The sequence below is a fragment of the Streptomyces sp. SYSU D01066-1 genome (genome assembly GCF_054956795.1).
Window position 1 is genome coordinate 59,991 of the sequence record NZ_JBUDHV010000021.1, and the last position, 17,265, is coordinate 77,255.

A 17,265-nucleotide genomic window follows, 5' to 3' on the forward strand; every position below is an offset into this window, starting at 1 on the left:
CCGGTACACCGCACTGACTGTCATCGCGTTCCGCAATAACGTGGGGGCCATGTACGACCCTTCCCAGCTGCGGACCTTCCTCTCGGTCGCCCAGACGCTCAGCTTCACGCAGGCCGCGCGGCGGCTCGGGCTGCGCCAGTCGACGGTGAGCCAGCACGTGCGGCGCCTGGAGGACGCGACCGGGCGGCCGCTGTTCACCCGGGACACGCACTCGGTGGAGCTGACCGAGGACGGCGAGGCGATGCTCGGCTTCGCGCGCCGCATCCTGGAGGTGCACGAGCAGGCGACGGCGTTCTTCACCGGCACCCGGCTGCGCGGGCGGCTGCGGTTCGGCGCGTCGGAGGACTTCGTGCTCACCCGGCTCCCGGAGATCCTGGAGGGCTTCCGGCACGACCACCCCGAGGTCGACCTGGAGCTGACGGTGGAGCTGTCCGGCACGCTGCACGCACAGCTGGCCGCCGGGAGGCTGGACCTGGTGCTGGCCAAGCGGCGGCCCGAGGACCGGCGGGGCGAGCTGGTCTGGCACGACCGGCTGGTGTGGATCGGCGCCGAGCGGCTGCGCCTGGACCCCGGCCGCCCGGTGCCGCTGATCGTCTACCCGCCGCCCGGCATCACCCGCGCCCTCGCGATGGAGGCGCTCCAGCGCCAGGGCCGCGCATGGCGGGTGGCGTGCACCAGCGGCAGCCTCAACGGCCTGATCGCGGCGGCCCGCGCGGGCCTCGGCGTGATGGCGCACTCCCGGGGTCTGATCCCGCCCGGCCTGGTACGGGTGCCGGACCGGGCGGGACTGCCGGAGCTGGGCCGTGTCGACTTCGTCCTGGTTGCCGGAGAGCGACGCACCTCCGCCCAGGACGCGGCGGACGCGCTGGCCGCGGCGATCCTGGCGAGCGGCGACCGGCTGCACACCGTCAGGACGCGGGGCGCGGGTGGATGAGCTGCTTGACCCGGCGCGGGAACGGTGACGCCTCCACGTGCCGCACCCCCTCCAGGTGGCCGAGCGGGCCGCTCGGGTAGGCGTAGAGGCCGGCGGTGCCACGGGTGACGGCGGTGGCGACCCGGACCAGGCGCTGCGCGCCGCCTTCGCCTCCGGCCTGAACGCCGCGGCGGCGATGCCCGGGGCGGTGGCCGCGGTCGCCGGGGTCCTGGTCCTGGCCCTCGCCGGGAACCGCCGTTCCGCGTCCGGGGGCGGCGCCCCCGCGCCCCTGCGGACGCGGGCCGGCGCGGGGCGGTGAGGTCCGGGGCGGGCGGTGTGCGGGCGGCCGCGGGCACGTCGTGGTCGCCCGCGCCCCTCGGGGGCGCGGGGAAGCGCGCGACCAGCCACCGTCCCCGCCCGCAGCCGCCCGCCCGCCGCTCCGTACAGATTCGGTGGAGATTACGGCCGCCACGCTTACTCAACCGTCAGGAACGCGCCCGGCCCTTCCCCCTCTGCGGGGGATTCTCCCCGCCGCACCCCGCCGCATCCCCCTCCCAGGCCCTCCCAGGTCCTCCCGGCCCCTCCCGGGGTGGGGTAGCTTTCACCGCGCTGCGCGGGGCGTCACGAGGAACGGGAGCGGGGTTTGCGCGAGTTCACGAGCCCTCCGGCGGCACTGCCGCCGCCGGTGGGCGGGCTGGCCGACGCGGTCTTCCGCAATGCCCGGGAGGACCCGGGGCACATCGCGCTGGGCCGCAAGGACGCGGCGGGCCGGTGGCGGGACGTGACCTCCGCCGAGTTCCGCGACGAGGTGCTGGCGCTCGCCAAGGGGCTGCTCGCCCGGGGCGTCCGGTTCGGCGACCGGGTCGCCGTCATGTCCCGCACCCGCTACGAGTGGACGCTGTTCGACTTCGCCCTGTGGACGATCGGCGCGCAGGTCGTGCCGGTCTACCCCACCTCCTCGGCCGAGCAGTGCCTCTGGATGCTCCGCGACGCCGAGGTCAGCGCCGCCGTCGTGGAGCACGAGGACCACGCGATGACCCTCGCCACCGTCATCGACCGGCTGCCTGACCTGCGCCGGCTGTGGCAGCTCGACGCCGGCGTGGTGCGGGAGCTGTACGAGGCCGGCGCCCACCTCGACGACGAGGTGGTGCACCGGCACCGCCAGGCGGTCACCCCGGAGACGGTGGCCACCGTCATCTACACCTCCGGCACCACCGGCCGCCCCAAGGGCTGCGTGCTCAGCCACGGCAACTTCATGTACGAGGCGGACACCGTCATCGGCCGCTGGGAGCCGGTGTTCCGCTCCCGCGAGGGCGACGAGGCCGCCACCCTGCTCTTCCTGCCCCTCGCCCACGTCTTCGGCCGGATGGTGGAGGTCGCCGCGGTCCGCGGCCGGGTCCGCTTCGGCCACCAGCCGCAGCTCAACGCGGCGGCCCTGCTGCCGGACCTGGCCGCCTTCCGGCCGACGTTCGTCCTGGCCGTGCCGTACATCTTCGAGAAGGTGTTCGACGCCGCCCGGCGCAAGGCCGAGCGGGAGGGCCGGGCGGGCGCGTTCGAGAAGGCCGTCGACGTGGCGGTGAGGTACGCGGAGGCCCTGGAGGCGAAGGCGTGGGGCCAGGGCCCCGGACCGTCGGCGGCGCTGCGCGTGCGCCACCAGCTCTTCGACAGGCTCGTCTACGCCCAGGTGCGGGCCGCGCTGGGCGGGCGCCTGCGCAACGCCGTGTCCGGCGGCAGCGCGATGGACCGGCGGCTCGGCCTGTTCTTCGCGGGCGCCGGAGTGCGCATCCACGAGGGGTACGGCCTGACCGAGTCGACGGCGGCGGCCACCGCCAACCCGCCCGAGCGCACCCGCTACGGCACGGTCGGCCAGCCGGTCCCCGGCGTCACCGTGCGCGTCGCGGACGACGGCGAGATCTGGCTGCGCGGCGACAACGTCTTCCAGGGCTACCTCAACGACCCCGAGGCCACCGACGAGGCACTGCGCGACGGCTGGCTGGCCACCGGCGACCTGGGCCTGCTCGACGAGGACGGCTGCCTCACCATCACCGGCCGCAAGAAGGAGATCCTGGTGACCTCCAGCGGCAAGAGCGTGTCCCCCGGGGTGCTGGAGGAGCGGGTCCGCGACCATCCGCTGGTCTGCCAGTGCGTCGTGGTCGGCAACGACCGTCCCTACGTCGCCGCCCTGGTCACCCTCGACCAGGAGGCCGTCGAACACTGGCTGGCGATGCGCGACAAGCCCCGGACGGCCCTGGCCGACCTGGTGCGCGACCCCGACCTGGAGGCCGAGGTGCGACGCGCGGTGGTCGCCGCCAACACGCTCGTCTCCCAGGCCGAGTCCGTGCGCGCCTTCCGCATCCTGGCCCGGCCGTTCACCGAGGAGCAGGGTCTGCTCACCCCGTCGCTCAAGCTGAAGCGCAAGGCCATCGAACAGGCGTACCAGGCCGAGGTGGACGCCCTGTACCGGGTGTGAAGCAAGGTCCCGCCCGTTTTTCCCGCATCAGGAATGCGCGCGGCCTCGTGATCGTTGACCATGGGAGCACCACGTCACCACAAACGAAGGATCAACAGCCCGTGAGCAGCCAGGTCCCCCCGATCACCCTGAACAACGGCGTCGAGATGCCCCAGCTGGGCTTCGGTGTCTGGCAGGTACCGGACGACGAGGCCGAGACCGCCGTGGCGACGGCCCTGCAGGCCGGGTACCGCAGCATCGACACGGCGGCGATCTACGGCAACGAGAGGGGCACCGGCAAGGCCATCGCGGCCTCCGGCCTCCCGCGTGAGGACCTCTTCGTCACCACCAAGCTCTGGAACAGCGAGCAGGGGTACGACTCCACCCTGCGCGCCTTCGACACCTCCCTGTCCAAGCTCGGCCTGGAGTACGTCGACCTGTACCTGATCCACTGGCCCATGCCGGAGCGGGGCACCTACGTCGACACCTACAAGGCGTTCGAGAAGATCCTGGCCGACGGCCGGGCGCGGGCCATCGGCGTCTCCAACTTCCAGCCGGAGCACCTGGAGCGGCTGATCGGCGAGACGTCGGTCATCCCGGCGGTCAACCAGATCGAGCTGCACCCGCACCTCCAGCAGCACGCCCTGCGCGAGTACCACGCGGAGCAGGGCATCGCCACGGAGGCGTGGTCGCCGCTCGGCTCCGGCAAGGGCCTCCTGGAGGTCCCGGCCATCGTCGCCATCGGCCAGAAGCACGGCCGCAGCCCGGCCCAGATCGTCCTGCGCTGGCACCTGCAGACCGGCAACATCGTGATCCCGAAGTCCGTGACGCCGTCCCGGATCAAGGAGAACATCGAGGTCTTCGACTTCAGCCTGGACGACGAGGACCTCGCGGCGATCAGCGCCCTCAACGAGGACCGGCGGGTGGGCCCCGACCCGGCGACGGTCAACGACTGACGCGCCGGCCGCTCTCCTCGCCGTTCTCGCGAGAAGGCCGCGGGGGGGGCGGCCGCCCGCGGGGCCGGCCCGCCCCCCCCGGGGCGGGGGGGGGGCCGGGGCGACGGCCCCCGCGGGGGGCCCGGGCCGGGCGGGGGGGGGGGGGGGGGGGGGGGGGGGGGGCGGCCGGGCCGCCCCCCCCCCCCCCCCCCCCCGGGGAGGGGGGAGGGAAGGGGATCAGGACAGCGGCGGGTACGCGTTCTGCATCAGCTGCTGGAACTGCGCGGAGAACCAGTGCCCGGAGAGCGGGGCGTTCGGCAGGGCGCCGGACATGTTGTTGTTGTTCCGCGGGTTGCCGGTGTACGTCGGGTCGCACATCCGGTCGAAGCCCTTGCCCTCGTCGTTCTCGATCTCCTCGCTGGCGCCGTCGGACTCGCCCGGGGGCTTCATCCAGACGTAGGCGTCGATCCCGGCGGCGGGGTTGGCCTGCGGACGCTCGCCGAGGCCGGCCCCGGACTGGTTGCACCAGTTGCCGAGGTGGATGCGGCGGTCGTAGCGGCCGCCGTCGACGTAGGTGTTGACGTCGGTCGTGGCACCGGGGCCGGTGGGCCGGGCCGAGCCGCCCCAGCCGTTGCGGGAGGTGTCGATCAGCATGCCGAGGTTGGAGTCGAAGCCGATCGAGACCAGCTTCTGCCGCATCGCCTGGGCGTAGGACAGCTCGTCGGTGTACCGGTTCCAGTCGATCCACTTGGACTGGCGCACGGAGGTGCCGTTCACGGTGTCGTCGATCGTGAAGTTCTCCTCCTTCAGCGCGCTGTAGTTGGCGGTGTTGACGATGAAGCCGTGCACGTCGTTCACGGTCGCGCCCTCGGTGGTCGCGGCGACCTTGAACAGGTCGGCGGAGGCGCCGAAGTTGTCGTCCCAGCCGAGCCAGCCGTGGTGTCCGGCGTCGATGTAGTTGTAGACGTTGGGGACGTCGCCCAGCTTGTTCAGGGCGTAGCCGACGCCCTTCTGGTAGTTGCCGTTGGCCTTCATCACGTCGCAGTTGGGCGTGGCGGTGGCCCGCGGCGTGGTGTTGGTGACCAGGTTGGGCAGCGAGTCGATCTCGACGGTGGTGACGATCCGCAGGGACGCGTACTTGGAGTCGGCGAGGATCGCGGCGATCGGGTCGATGTACTCGGTCTTGTACCGGTCGATCTCGGTCGGACCCAGCTCTCCGTTGGAGGCGAGGGCGGCGCAGTCGCGGCCGGGCAGGTTGTAGACGACGAGCTGGACGACCAGCTCGCCCGAGCCCTTCTGCGCCAGCGCCGCGTCCAGGTGGTCGCGCAGGCCCATCCCGCCGTTCACGCCCTCGATGGCGGCGATGCGGTCCAGCCACACGCCGGTCGGCTGGTTCGCGATGCGGCTGCCGCCCGGTTCGGCGGCGGCCTTGGCGGACCACTCCGGGTTCACGTACACCTTGGCGCCGTCGTACGGGTTGTTCACCCGGGCGGAGGGGCCCTCCGGGTCCGGGGGATCGGTCGGGGTCGTGCTGCCGTCGTCCACGTTGCAGGTCACCCCGTCCAGGGTGAAGGCGGCCGGGACGGCGTTGCTGCCGCTGTAGGAGGCCTGGAAGCCGAAGCTCACCGAACCGCCGGTGGACAGCGCGGCGTTGTAGGACTCGTTGGCCGCGGTGACGGCCGTACCGCTCTGGCTGATCTTCGCGTTCCAGCCGCTGGTCACCTTCTGGTTGCCGGCGTAGGACCACTTCAGGGACCAGCCGGACTTGGCGGCGCTGTTGTTGGTGACGGTGACCGCGGCGGTGAAGCCGGTGTCCCACTGGTTCTGCACCTTGTAGTCCACGGTGCACGGGACGGCCGCCGCGCCGACGTCCGGGGGTACGACGGCGTACGCCGCGCCGGAGGCCCCGGCGACGAGCGCGAGCGCGGCCAGTAACGCTGTTCTGCTACGGCTCATGGGTGCGGATGTCCTCTTCATCGAGTACCGACTGACGGAACCGCTCCCACTGGTGCCGAAGAAGTTAGCGCCAAGTGCCGGTAAAGAACAGAGGAGTCACCGACATTCCCTCAACTCGGCCCGTCGAACATTTTCGACTCTCCCCACACCTTGACCGCACTCACCCCTCTCCTCAACATGGGAGCGCTCCCACTGGTTCACAGCTTGTCGCTCCTCCCCCCTCGCCCCGAGCCGCAAGGAGGAACCAGCACCATGCACCGAGGACGAAGACGCCGCACCGCGCGGCGGTTGTGGACGGCCGCGCTGGCGGCCCTCTCCCTGCCGCTCGCCCTGGTGGGCACCGGCACGACCACCGCGCACGCCGCGGCGGTCCAGTGCAGCGTGGACTACAAGACGAACGACTGGGGGTCCGGTTTCACCGCCGAACTGACCCTCACCAACCGGGGCACCGAGGCCCTGGACGGCTGGACCCTGACGTACGGCTACACCGGCAACCAGAAGCTGACCAACGGCTGGAACGGCACCTGGTCGCAGTCCGGGTCGACGGTGACGGTGACCAACGCCGCGTACAACGCTCGCATAGGCGCCGGCGCCGCCGTCACCACCGGCGCCCAGTTCACCTACAGCGGCACCAACACCGCGCCCACCTCGTTCTCGGTCAACGGCACCCCGTGCGCCGGCGCCCACCAGCCGCCGATCACCGTGCTGACCAGCCCGGCGCCGGGTGCCGTGTACAGCCAGGGCACGGCGGTGCCGCTGGCGGCCACCGCCGCCGCGGCCGACGACGCCACCGTCACCAAGGTGGAGTTCTACGACGACACCACCCTGCTGGGCACCGACACCACCGCGCCCTACACCCACTCCGCCACCGGTTTGACCGTGGGCAGTCATTCGCTGGTGGCGAAGGCGTACGACAGCCTGGGCGCGTCGGGCGCCTCCACCCCGGTCGGCATCACCGTCGCGGCCGGCCCCACCGTCGTCGCCACCCCCGCCCAACTAGGAGTCCAGCAGGGCGAGTCGGGAACGTACGACGTGAAGCTGTCCACGCAGCCGGCGGCGAACGTGACGGTGACGACCACCCGGGCCAGTGGCAACACGGGCCTGTCGGTGACCGGCGGGGCGACCCTCACCTTCACCCCGTCGAACTGGAACACCGCGCAGCGGGTGACCATCGGCGCGGACGCCTCCGGCACCGGCTCGGCGGTCTTCGAGTCGACGGCCCCCGGTCACGGCAAGGCGACGGTCACCGTCACCCAGCTCGCGGCCGCCACGGAGTACGACGCGCGCTTCCTGGAGCTGTACGGGAAGATCACCGACCCGGCGAACGGCTACTTCTCCCCCGAGGGGATCCCGTACCACTCGGTGGAGACGCTGATCGTCGAGGCGCCCGACCACGGCCACGAGACCACCTCGGAGGCGTACAGCTACCTGCTGTGGCTCCAGGCCATGTACGGCAAGGTGACCGGTGACTGGACCCGGTTCAACGGCGCCTGGGAGATCATGGAGAAGTACATGATCCCCACCCACGCCGACCAGCCGACCAACTCCTCGTACAACGCGTCCAAGCCGGCCACCTACGCGCCCGAGCTGGACACGCCGCAGGAGTACCCGGCGAAGCTGGACTCCGGTGTCTCCGTCGGCCCGGACCCGATCGCCGGTGAGCTGAAATCGGCGTACGGCACGGACGACGTGTACGGCATGCACTGGCTCCAGGACGTCGACAACACCTACGGCTACGGCAACTCGCCCGGCACCTGCGAGGCGGGCCCGTCGGACACCGGGCCGTCGTACATCAACACCTTCCAGCGCGGCGCGCAGGAGTCGGTGTGGGAGACGGTGCCGCAGCCCACCTGCGACGCCTTCAAGTACGGCGGGAAGAACGGGTACCTGGACCTGTTCACCGGTGACGCCTCCTACGCCAAGCAGTGGAAGTTCACCAACGCCCCGGACGCCGACGCGCGCGCCGTGCAGGCCGCGTACTGGGCGAACGTCTGGGCCGGGCAGCAGGGCAAGAAGTCGGAGATCTCCGGGACCGTCTCGAAGGCCGCCAAGATGGGCGACTACCTGCGGTACGCGATGTTCGACAAGTACTTCAAGAAGGTCGGCAACTGCGTGGGACCGACCAGCTGCCCGGCGGGCACCGGCAAGGACTCCTCGCACTACCTGCTGTCCTGGTACTACGCCTGGGGCGGCGCGGTGGACACCTCGGCGGGCTGGGCCTGGCGCATCGGCTCCAGCCACACCCACGGCGGCTACCAGAACCCCCTGGCCGCCTACGCCCTCAGCTCCTACGCCGACCTGAAGCCGAAGTCGGCGACGGGTGCGGCGGACTGGGCCAAGTCCCTCGACCGGCAGCTGGAGTTCTACCGCTGGCTGCAGTCGGACGAGGGTGCCATCGCGGGCGGCGCGACCAACAGCTGGCAGGGCCGGTACGCGACCCCGCCGGCCGGGACGCCGACGTTCTACGGCATGTACTACGACGAACAGCCGGTGTACCACGACCCGCCGTCCAACCAGTGGTTCGGCTTCCAGGCGTGGTCCATGGAGCGGGTCGCCGAGTACTACCAGCAGAGCGGTGACGCCGAGGCCAAGGCGGTCCTGGACAAGTGGGTCGACTGGGCGCTGTCGGAGACCACGGTCAACCCGGACGGCAGCTTCCGCATCCCCTCCACGCTCCAGTGGTCGGGTGCGCCCGACACCTGGAACGCCTCCTCCCCCGGTGCCAACAGCGGCCTGCACGTCACGGTCGCCGACTACACCGACGACGTCGGGGTGGCCGCCGCGTACGCCAAGACCCTGACGTACTACGCCGACCGCTCCGGTGACGCGGAGGCCGCCTCGACGGCGAAGGCGCTGCTGGACGGCATGTGGGAGAACGACCAGGACGCGCTCGGCATCGCCGTCCCGGAGACCCGCGCCGACTACAACCGCTTCGACGACGCCGTGTACGTCCCGAGCGGCTGGACCGGCACCATGCCCAACGGCGACACGATCGACTCGTCGTCCACCTTCGAGTCGATCCGCTCCTTCTACGAGGACGACCCGAACTGGTCGAAGGTCGAGAGCTACCTGGCGGGCGGTGCCGCGCCCACGTTCACGTACCACCGGTTCTGGGCCCAGGCGGACATCGCCCTCGCCATGGGCTCGTACGCGGAGCTCCTCGAATAAGTCCCCGCTGAAAGTTCCGCGTACCGCGCCGGGCGGCTCCCCTCCGCATCGGGGGCCGCCCGGTCGTCGTCTCCCCCTGATGAAAGGGACGGTCCCCCACCGTGCGCAGAACCCGCATCCTCACCGCCGCGCTGGCGCTCGCGGCCGGGCTGCTGACCGGCGGTCCGCCCGCCGCGCTGGCCGCCCAGACGCCGCGGGCGGCCGTCGCCGCCGACACCTACACCTGGAAGAACGCCCGGATCGACGGCGGCGGCTTCGTCCCCGGCATCGTCTTCAACCGCACCGAGCAGGACCTCGCCTACGCCCGCACCGACATCGGCGGCGCCTACCGCTGGCAGGAGGCGACCCGTACCTGGACGCCGCTGCTCGACCACGTCGGCTGGGACGACTGGGGACACACCGGTGTCGTCAGCATCGCCTCCGACTCCGTCGACCCCGACCGGGTGTACGCGGCGGTCGGCACGTACACCAACAGCTGGGACCCGGGCAACGGCGCGGTCCTGCGCTCCGCCGACCGGGGCGCGAGCTGGCACAGGACGGACCTGCCGTTCAAGCTGGGCGGCAACATGCCGGGCCGGGGCATGGGCGAACGCCTGGCCGTCGACCCGCACGACAACGACGTGCTGTACCTGGGCGCGCCCAGCGGCAAGGGCCTGTGGCGGTCGACCGACGCCGGCGTCACCTGGTCCCAGGTGACCGCGTTCCCCAACCCCGGGAACTACGCCCAGGACCCGAGCGACACCAGCGGCTACGCCTCCGACAACCAGGGCATCACCTGGGTCACCTTCGACGAGTCGACGGGCACGGCCGGTTCGCCGACGAAGACGGTCTACGTCGGCGTCGCCGACAAGGAGAACGCCGTCTACCGTTCGACGGACGCGGGCGCGACCTGGCAGCGGATCGCCGGCCAGCCGACCGGGTACCTCGCCCACAAGGGCGTCCTGGACGCCGAGAACGGCTACCTCTACCTGGCCTACAGCGACACGGGCGGCCCCTACGACGGCGGCAAGGGCCGGCTGTACCGGTACGCGACGGCGACCGGCGCCTGGAGCGACATCAGCCCGGTCGCGGAGGCCGACACCTACTACGGGTTCAGCGGCCTGACCGTCGACCGTCAGCACCCCGGCACGGTGATGGCGACGGCGTACAGCTCCTGGTGGCCGGACACCCAGATCTTCCGCTCGACGGACAGCGGCGGCACGTGGACGCAGGCGTGGAGCTACACCTCGTACCCGAACCGCGAGAACCGCTACACGATGGACGTCTCGTCCTCGCCGTGGCTGACCTGGGGAGCGAATCCGACGCCGCCCGAACAGTCGCCGAAGCTGGGGTGGATGACGGAGTCGCTGGAGATCGACCCGTTCGACAGCGACCGGATGATGTACGGGACGGGCGCGACGGTCTACGGCACGGAGAACCTCACCGACTGGGACTCCGGGGGCGAGTTCACCATCACGCCGATGGTGCGGGGGCTGGAGGAGACGGCCGTCAACGACCTCGCCGCTCCCCCGTCGGGCGCCCCGCTGCTCAGCGCCCTCGGTGACATCGGCGGCTTCCGGCACACCAGTCTGACCGAGGTCCCGTCGATGATGTTCACCTCGCCCACCTTCACCTCCTCCACCAGCCTGGACTACGCGGAGTCCAACCCGGGCACCGTGGTGCGCGTCGGCAACCTGGACTCCGGTCCGCACATCGCCTTCTCCACGGACAACGGCGCCAACTGGTTCGGCGGCACCGACCCGTCGGGGGTGAGCGGCGGCGGCACGGTCGCGGCGGCGGCCGACGGGAGCCGGTTCGTGTGGAGCCCGGCCGGCACCGGTGTGCACCACACGACGGGCTTCGGCACGTCCTGGCAGGCGTCGAGCGGCATCCCGGCCGGCGCGGTCGTCGAGTCCGACCGGGTGGACCCGGACACCTTCTACGGTTTCAAGTCCGGGAAGTTCTACGTCAGCACGGACGGCGGCGCCACCTTCTCGGCGTCGGCGGCGACCGGCCTGCCGGGCGGGGACAGCGTGCGGTTCAAGGCGCTGCCCGGTGTGCGGGGGGACGTGTGGCTGGCGGGCGGCGCCGCGGACGGGGCGTACGGCCTGTGGCACTCCACCGACGGCGGCGCGAGCTTCACCAAGCTGTCGAACGTGGAGCAGGCCGACACCGTCGGCTTCGGCAAGGCGGCGCCGGGCGCCTCGTACCAGACGCTGTACACCAGCGCGAGGATCGGCGGGGTGCGCGGCGTCTTCCGCTCCACCGACCAGGGCGCCTCCTGGACCCGGATCAACGACGACGCCCACCAGTGGGGCTGGACGGGGGCGGCCATCACCGGCGACCCCCGGGTGTACGGGCGGGTGTACGTGGCGACCAACGGGCGGGGGATCGTCTACGGCGACACGTCCGCCACGGACCCCGGAACGGAGCCGGAGCCGGCGGGTGCCTGCGCGGTGACGTACACGGTCACCAACCAGTGGCCGGGCGGCTTCCAGGCGGACGTGAAGCTCACCAACACGGGGACGGCGGCCTGGAACGGCTGGGCGCTGAGCTGGTCCTTCCCGGGCGGGCAGAAGGTGAGCCGGATGTGGAACGCCGAGCACTCCGTGTCGGGGACCACGGTCACGGCGAGCAACGTCGGCTGGAACGGTGCCGTGGCGGCCGGTTCGTCGGTGGGGTTCGGCTTCACGGGTGAGGGGTCGGGCACCGACGCCGAACCGGCGTCCTTCTCCCTGGGCGGCGAGAGCTGCGCGGTCGGCTGAGCCGCGCGGGTGACGGGCGGGGCGTGCCCTCCGGCGGGAGCACGCCCCGCTCCCGGTCGCTCACCGCACGACGACCTCCTCGGCGAGCCACCGGGCGACGCCCTCGGGGTAGGGCGCCGGCAGCATCAGGACGAGGTGCCGGAAGCCGGCCTCCCTCGCCCGGCCGATCGTCTCCCGGGTGGGCGCGGGGTCGTCGTAGGAGACCGGCAGGGCGAGGGAGCGCGTGATCGTCGCCGGATCGCGGCCCAGGTCGGCGCAGTGGCGGTCCAGGATCGCGCCGCGCGCCACGGCGTCCTCGACGTCGTCGCCGGGGTAGTTCCAGATGTCGGCGTGCTCGGCGGCCACCCGCAGGGTGGCCGAGGCGCGTCCGCCGACGAGGACCGGCGGGTGCGGGCGCTGCACGGGCTTGGGGTTGCCGTACGCGCCGCTGAGCTTGACGTGGGCGCCGTCGAAGTCGAACGGCTCCGGCTCGGTCCACAGCCGCCGGATCACCGTGCACGCCTCGGCGAGGGCGCGCACGGCGTGCGCCCCGTCGTGATAGGGCAGGCCGTGCGCCTCGTACTCGCGCCGGGCCATCGGGATGTCGGGCCGGGAGCCGGCGCCGATGCCGAAGTCCAGGCGGCCCTGCGAGACGACGTCGACGGTCGCGGCGATCTTGGCCAGCACGGCGGGCGGACGGAACCGGTTGCTGGTCACCATCACCCCCAGCCGCAGCCGCCGGGTCTGCGCGGCGAGCGCCGCGAGCAGGGTCCAGCCCTCGTACGTCACTCCCTTCGGGTCGCCGTGGATCGGCAGCAGGTGGTCGAAGAGCCAGGCGTGTTCGATCTCGGGGACGGTGTCGGCCTCGCGCCAGACCCGCAGGATGTCCGCGTAGTCGACCTGCGAGGGGGCGGTCATGATGCCGAAGCGGGTGTCGTCGGTCGGTGCCGCCATGGCTACTTGCTCTCCAGGCGGCCCAGCGGCCGCGGGTCGGCCGCCAGTCCGGCGCGGGCCGCGTGCCAGGCGGTGTCGTCGAGGTCGAGGGCACCGCGCAGGTAGGCCAGGGTGAGGTGCTGGAGCAGGGCGACCCGCTCGGGGCTCTCGTCGGTGGTCTCGGTGTGCTCGTGCCCGACTATGCCGCCCAGCGAGTGCTCGGCGCCGAACAGGGTCAGCAGGGTCTTGTCTTTCGGGCTCAGCGCGTAGGCGTCGGTGAACCAGTCCGGGCCCCGCACGGAGAGCGCGGAGTCGTCGTGGTCGCCGGCGACCAGGAGGGCCGGGGTGGTCATCTCGTCGAAGGAGGGGTTCATGAAGGCGAAGTGCTCGGCCGCGAACGGGGTCAGGTCGGCGCCGCCGCGCCCGGGCAGGGCGAACAGGACGCCCGCCGTGACCCGCGGGTCGGACAGGTCCTCCCCGGGGACGCCGTCGGCGTCGAGGACCCTGGCCCCCAGCAGCATGCTCGCCGACTGGGCGCCCCAGGAGTGCCCGGCCACGGCGATCCGGCCGCGGTCGACCCGCCCGGCCAGGCCCGGGACGGCGGCCTCCAGGTCGGGGAGGTGGTCGATGACCCGCGTGAGGTCCTCGACGCGGGTGCGCCAGATCAGCGGGGTGCGGGGGTCGTCGGCGGGCAGCGCGAGGCGGCGGGAGTCGAGGTGGGTGGGGCGCAGGACGACGAAGCCGTGGGCGGCCCAGTGGTCGGCCAGCGGGGCGTAGCCGTCCAGCGAGCTGCCGTAGCCGTGCGAGAGGACCACGACCGGCAGGTCACGGCCGGTGACGGGGGCGGAGACCTGGACCTGGAGGTCGTCGCCGCGGCCGGGGGCGGGGAGTACGACGGGCTTCACGGAGACGACCGGGGAGGGGACGGTGGTCGGCTGGTACGCGGACATGGAGGTGCCTTTCGTGTACGTGAGGGGAGCGGACGCGGAGGCACGGCTTGGCGGCCGAGGCGTCCGTCCGGCATGATGGAACAAGCGGAACCTCGTTCCGTTAAAACGATACGGAACACTGTTCCGCTTTGCAAGGGGCGGTGGAGGGAGCGACGCGGTGAACGACGGCGAGCAGGGTGCGCAGCGCGCGACCCGGCCCAGGCGGGCGGACGCCCGGCGCAATCAGCGGACGCTGCTGGAGGCGGCCGCCGCGGTCTTCGTCAGGTCGGGCGTGGACGCGCCGGTCCGGGACATCGCGGCCGAGGCCGGCGTCGGCACGGGCACGGTCTACCGGCACTTCCCGACCCGCGCCGACCTCGTCGTCGCCGTCTACCGGCACCAGATCGAGGCGTGCGCCGAGGCCGGCCCGGCCCTGCTGGCAAGCTGCCCGACGCCGTACGAGGCCCTGGGGCGGTGGGTGGACCTCTTCGCCGACTTCCTGGTCACCAAGCACGGCCTCGCCGCCGTGCTGAACTCCGACGACCCCGCGTTCCAGGCGCTGCACGCCTCCTTCCTCGACCGGCTCGCCCCCGTGTGCGCCCGGCTGCTGTCGGCGGCCGAGGAGGCGGGCGAGATCGGCCCCGGCCTTGAGGCGTACACGCTGATGCGCGGCGTGGGGAACCTCTGCGTCGGCGCGGAGAGCGACGACCGCTACGACGCGCGCCGGATGGTCCGGCTGCTCGTCGCGGGGCTGCGGCAGCCCCACTGACCGCACCGGCCCCGCCCGTTTCGCCCTCGCGCAGCCCCCGGCCGCGCGGGCTCTCGCACACCTCCCCCGCGCTCTTGCAGCCGGTCTCACCCGCACTCGACCGTGGTGGTACAGGCAGGTTCGGGCCGACGAAGGGGCCTCATGCGGCGGCGGTGGGACGACGCGCTGGGCAGGCTGCTGGTGGCGCTGGCCGTACTGGCGGAGAGAGCGGCGGCGGGGCGGCGGGCGGGCCACCGCTGGAGACGGCTCCGGGACGACGCCGTGCGGGCGGCGCACGGCCGGGGCGTCGGCGTGGAGGCGCTCGCCGCCCGCCTCGGACCCGTCCGGAGCACGGTCGGCAAAGTGCTCAGGAAACCGCGGAACGGTCAGGACAGCGCGGAGGTCACCCCGTAGCGGCCGGACGGCAGCCGGTGGGAGGCGGCGCCGTCCGCGAAGCCCTGGTACTGGTACTCCACCCGGTCGACGCGGTCCGGCGGGGCGTGCCCGGCCCCGGCGCCCGCGGGACCGGGTCCGGGGCCGGGGCCGGCAGCCGCAGGGCCGCCGTGGTGGTCACCGACCGCCGGTCCCGTCGCGGACCGGCGGTCGGGCTCGGCTACGGCGTGTAGACCGTCGGCCGCGGCGCGGTCGCCATCCCGTCGCCGAGGAAGAAGCTCGGGTGCGGGGGCTGGTTGTAGGCGGTGTTCTGCCAGGCCAGACCGGTGCGGTACATCGTGTCGTGCAGCAGGGTCGTGATCTTCGTACTGGTCTCCACCGGCGTCGAGTAGATCCTCAGCGCCGTGTTGGAGCTGGTGCGCCAGACGACCTCCTCGCGCCAGTCGCCGAGGATGTCGCCGGAGAGCACCGGGGTCGCCTTGGTGCCGTTGTTGGAGGCGACGTCGGAGCCGGTGAGCAGGCGGGTGTCGGAGGAGGTGCCGTACTTGTCGATGTGGGTGCCGTCCAGGAGTTCGCGGACGGGGTCGCCGTCCCACCAGGACAGGAAGTTGACGGAGGACGGCTCGCGGCCCTTGGTGGCGCCGGCCTCGTCGCGGATGTAGGTGTCGGAGGCGGACCAGACCTCGGCGCCGTCGTTGCCGGCGTAGATGTCGCCGGCGACACCGCGGCCGTTGTCGCAGCAGGCGTCGAGCTTCCAGCGGACCGCGCCGCTCGCCGGGTCGAGGTAGACCTCGGCGGGCTGGGAGGTGGACTCGGAGACCTTGAAGTACTCCAGGCCCGAGGTGGAGGGGTCGAGGTCGCCCAGGTGCTGGGCGTCGCCGTGCCCGGTCTTCGCCGTCCACAGCCCGTTGCCGTTGTCGTCCACGGCCATCGAGCCGTACACGATCTCGTCCTTGCCGTCGTTGTCGACGTCCCCGACGGAGAGGCTGTGCGAGCCCTGGCCGTCGTAGCCCTTGCCGCTGTTGGTGGAGGAGCTGGTGTCGAAGGTCCAGCGGCGGGTGAAGGCGCCGCCCCGCCAGTCCCAGGCGGCGATCACGCTGCGGGTGTAGTAGCCGCGGGCCATGATGAGGGAGGGGCGGGCGCCGTCCAGGTAGGCCGTGCCGGCCAGGAAGCGGTCGACGCGGTTGCCGTAGGAGTCGCCCCAGGAGGAGACGGTGCCGCGGGCCGGGACGTAGTCGACGGTGCCCATCGCCTTGCCGGTCTGGCCGTTGAACATGGTCAGGTACTCGGGGCCGGACAGGACGTACCCGGAGGAGTTGCGGTAGTCGGCCGAGGAGCTGCCGATCACCGCGCCGGTGCCGTCGGTCGTGCCGTCGGCGGTCTTCATGGCGACCTCGGCCTTGCCGTCGCCGTCGTAGTCGTACACCTGGAACTGGGTGTAGTGGGCGCCGGAGCGGATGTTCTTGCCGAGGTCGATCCGCCACAGCCGGGTGCCGTCGAGCTTGATCCCGTCGACGACCGTGTTGCCGGTGTACCCGGACTGGGAGTTGTCCTTGGCGTTGGTGGGCTGCCACTTCAGGACGATGTCCAGGGCGCCGTCGCCGTCGAGGTCGCCGACGGAGGCGTCGTTGGCCTCGTAGGTGTAGGCGACGCCGTCGGGGGTGGTGCCGCCGGACGGCGGGGAGATCGGGACGTCCTTGTAGCCGGCGCGGAACTGGACCGCGTGCACCGAGTCGGCCTGTTCGACGCCGTTCACGACGGCGCGGACGGTGTAGTCGGCCTGCTCCGGGGCGCCGGAGTGGAAGTAGTTCGTCGAGCCGGTGACCGGGCTGGAGTTGACCTTCGTACCGGCCCGGTAGACGTTGAAGGACACGTCGTTCGGGTCGGTGCCGAGCCAGCGCCAGCTGACCAGGTTGCCGGCCGAGGTGTGGACGCTGACCACGCCCCGGTCCAGCGCCTCGACCTGCCGGGCGGTCGCGGCGTCGGCGGTGTCGGCGGTGAGCGTGGTCAGCCCGGCGCCGGCCAGGGCCAGGGCCGCGGCGAGGGCGGGGACGAGGACGCGGGCGCGGTGTCTGCCGCGCCGGTGCGGGTGCGGGTGCTTCATGGGGACTGCCTCCT

The 17,265-nt window shown here is 72.4% G+C and carries 11 protein-coding genes and 1 pseudogene; 7 read left to right on the plus strand and 5 right to left on the minus strand.

Annotation, left to right across the window (positions count from 1 at the left end):
- The first annotated feature begins 49 nt into the window (after positions 1-49).
- Entirely contained in the window at positions 50-934 is an 885-nt protein-coding gene (locus ACY1JF_RS20015; protein ID WP_462706520.1) for a LysR substrate-binding domain-containing protein, read from the plus strand.
- Here ACY1JF_RS20015 and ACY1JF_RS20020 read toward each other — a convergent pair.
- A pseudogene (locus tag ACY1JF_RS20020) lies at positions 909-1,055 on the minus strand (AsnC family protein); the annotation flags it as partial. The gene ACY1JF_RS20015 and the pseudogene ACY1JF_RS20020 sit on opposite strands and share 26 nt — an antisense overlap.
- 501 nt (positions 1,056-1,556) lie before the next feature.
- On the opposite strand from ACY1JF_RS20020, the gene ACY1JF_RS20025 reads away from it, so the two are divergent.
- The gene (locus tag ACY1JF_RS20025; RefSeq protein WP_462706521.1) at positions 1,557-3,383 is read left to right on the plus strand and encodes an AMP-dependent synthetase/ligase; all 1,827 of its coding nucleotides are present in this window, start codon (positions 1,557-1,559) and stop codon (positions 3,381-3,383) included.
- 101 nt (positions 3,384-3,484) lie between these two features.
- A complete protein-coding gene (locus ACY1JF_RS20030; protein ID WP_462706522.1) occupies positions 3,485-4,318 on the plus strand; it encodes an aldo/keto reductase in 834 nt (277 codons plus the stop codon).
- 216 nt (positions 4,319-4,534) lie between these two features.
- Here ACY1JF_RS20030 and ACY1JF_RS20035 read toward each other — a convergent pair whose 3' ends face one another.
- Positions 4,535-6,253, minus strand: coding sequence for a glycoside hydrolase family 6 protein (locus ACY1JF_RS20035; RefSeq protein ID WP_462706523.1), 1,719 nt, complete (start codon positions 6,251-6,253; stop codon positions 4,535-4,537).
- A 252-nt stretch (positions 6,254-6,505) separates the two neighbouring features.
- Between ACY1JF_RS20035 and ACY1JF_RS20040 the strand changes: the two genes are divergently transcribed.
- On the plus strand, positions 6,506-9,421 hold the full coding sequence (locus ACY1JF_RS20040) for a glycoside hydrolase family 48 protein (protein WP_462706524.1): 2,916 nt from the start codon (positions 6,506-6,508) through the stop codon (positions 9,419-9,421).
- Between the two features lie 101 nt (positions 9,422-9,522).
- Complete coding sequence (locus tag ACY1JF_RS20045) at positions 9,523-12,165, plus strand: cellulose binding domain-containing protein (RefSeq protein ID WP_462706525.1); 2,643 nt, start codon at positions 9,523-9,525, stop codon at positions 12,163-12,165.
- A gap of 60 nt (positions 12,166-12,225) precedes the next feature.
- Here the strand turns inward: ACY1JF_RS20045 and ACY1JF_RS20050 are convergent, their stop codons facing one another.
- Together ACY1JF_RS20050 and ACY1JF_RS20055 are read right to left on the minus strand one after the other, a co-directional pair.
- The gene (locus tag ACY1JF_RS20050; protein ID WP_462706526.1) at positions 12,226-13,098 is read right to left on the minus strand and encodes an LLM class flavin-dependent oxidoreductase; all 873 of its coding nucleotides are present in this window, start codon (positions 13,096-13,098) and stop codon (positions 12,226-12,228) included.
- 2 nt (positions 13,099-13,100) lie between these two features.
- A complete protein-coding gene (locus ACY1JF_RS20055) occupies positions 13,101-14,027 on the minus strand; it encodes an alpha/beta hydrolase family protein (RefSeq protein WP_462706527.1) in 927 nt (308 codons plus the stop codon).
- A gap of 157 nt (positions 14,028-14,184) precedes the next feature.
- Between ACY1JF_RS20055 and ACY1JF_RS20060 the strand changes: the two genes are divergently transcribed.
- Positions 14,185-14,775: a TetR/AcrR family transcriptional regulator gene (locus ACY1JF_RS20060; RefSeq protein ID WP_462706528.1), complete on the plus strand. Its 591-nt coding sequence runs from the start codon at positions 14,185-14,187 to the stop codon at positions 14,773-14,775.
- Positions 14,776-14,916: 141 nt separating this feature from the next.
- Positions 14,917-15,168: a hypothetical protein gene (locus ACY1JF_RS20065; RefSeq protein ID WP_462706529.1), complete on the plus strand. Its 252-nt coding sequence runs from the start codon at positions 14,917-14,919 to the stop codon at positions 15,166-15,168.
- 199 nt (positions 15,169-15,367) lie between these two features.
- Here the strand turns inward: ACY1JF_RS20065 and ACY1JF_RS20070 are convergent, their stop codons facing one another.
- The gene (locus tag ACY1JF_RS20070) at positions 15,368-17,251 is read right to left on the minus strand and encodes a rhamnogalacturonan lyase (protein ID WP_462706530.1); all 1,884 of its coding nucleotides are present in this window, start codon (positions 17,249-17,251) and stop codon (positions 15,368-15,370) included.
- Positions 17,252-17,265 lie beyond the last annotated feature (14 nt).

Coding starts and splice junctions, on each gene's coding strand:
- ACY1JF_RS20015 (WP_462706520.1), top strand. CDS start 50: ATGTACGACCCTTCCCAGCTGCGGACCTTCCTCTCGGTCGCCCAGACG.
- ACY1JF_RS20035 (WP_462706523.1), bottom strand. CDS start 6,253: ATGAGCCGTAGCAGAACAGCGTTACTGGCCGCGCTCGCGCTCGTCGCC.
- ACY1JF_RS20040 (WP_462706524.1), top strand. CDS start 6,506: ATGCACCGAGGACGAAGACGCCGCACCGCGCGGCGGTTGTGGACGGCC.
- ACY1JF_RS20050 (WP_462706526.1), bottom strand. CDS start 13,098: ATGGCGGCACCGACCGACGACACCCGCTTCGGCATCATGACCGCCCCC.
- ACY1JF_RS20055 (WP_462706527.1), bottom strand. CDS start 14,027: ATGTCCGCGTACCAGCCGACCACCGTCCCCTCCCCGGTCGTCTCCGTG.
- ACY1JF_RS20065 (WP_462706529.1), top strand. CDS start 14,917: ATGCGGCGGCGGTGGGACGACGCGCTGGGCAGGCTGCTGGTGGCGCTG.
- ACY1JF_RS20070 (WP_462706530.1), bottom strand. CDS start 17,251: ATGAAGCACCCGCACCCGCACCGGCGCGGCAGACACCGCGCCCGCGTC.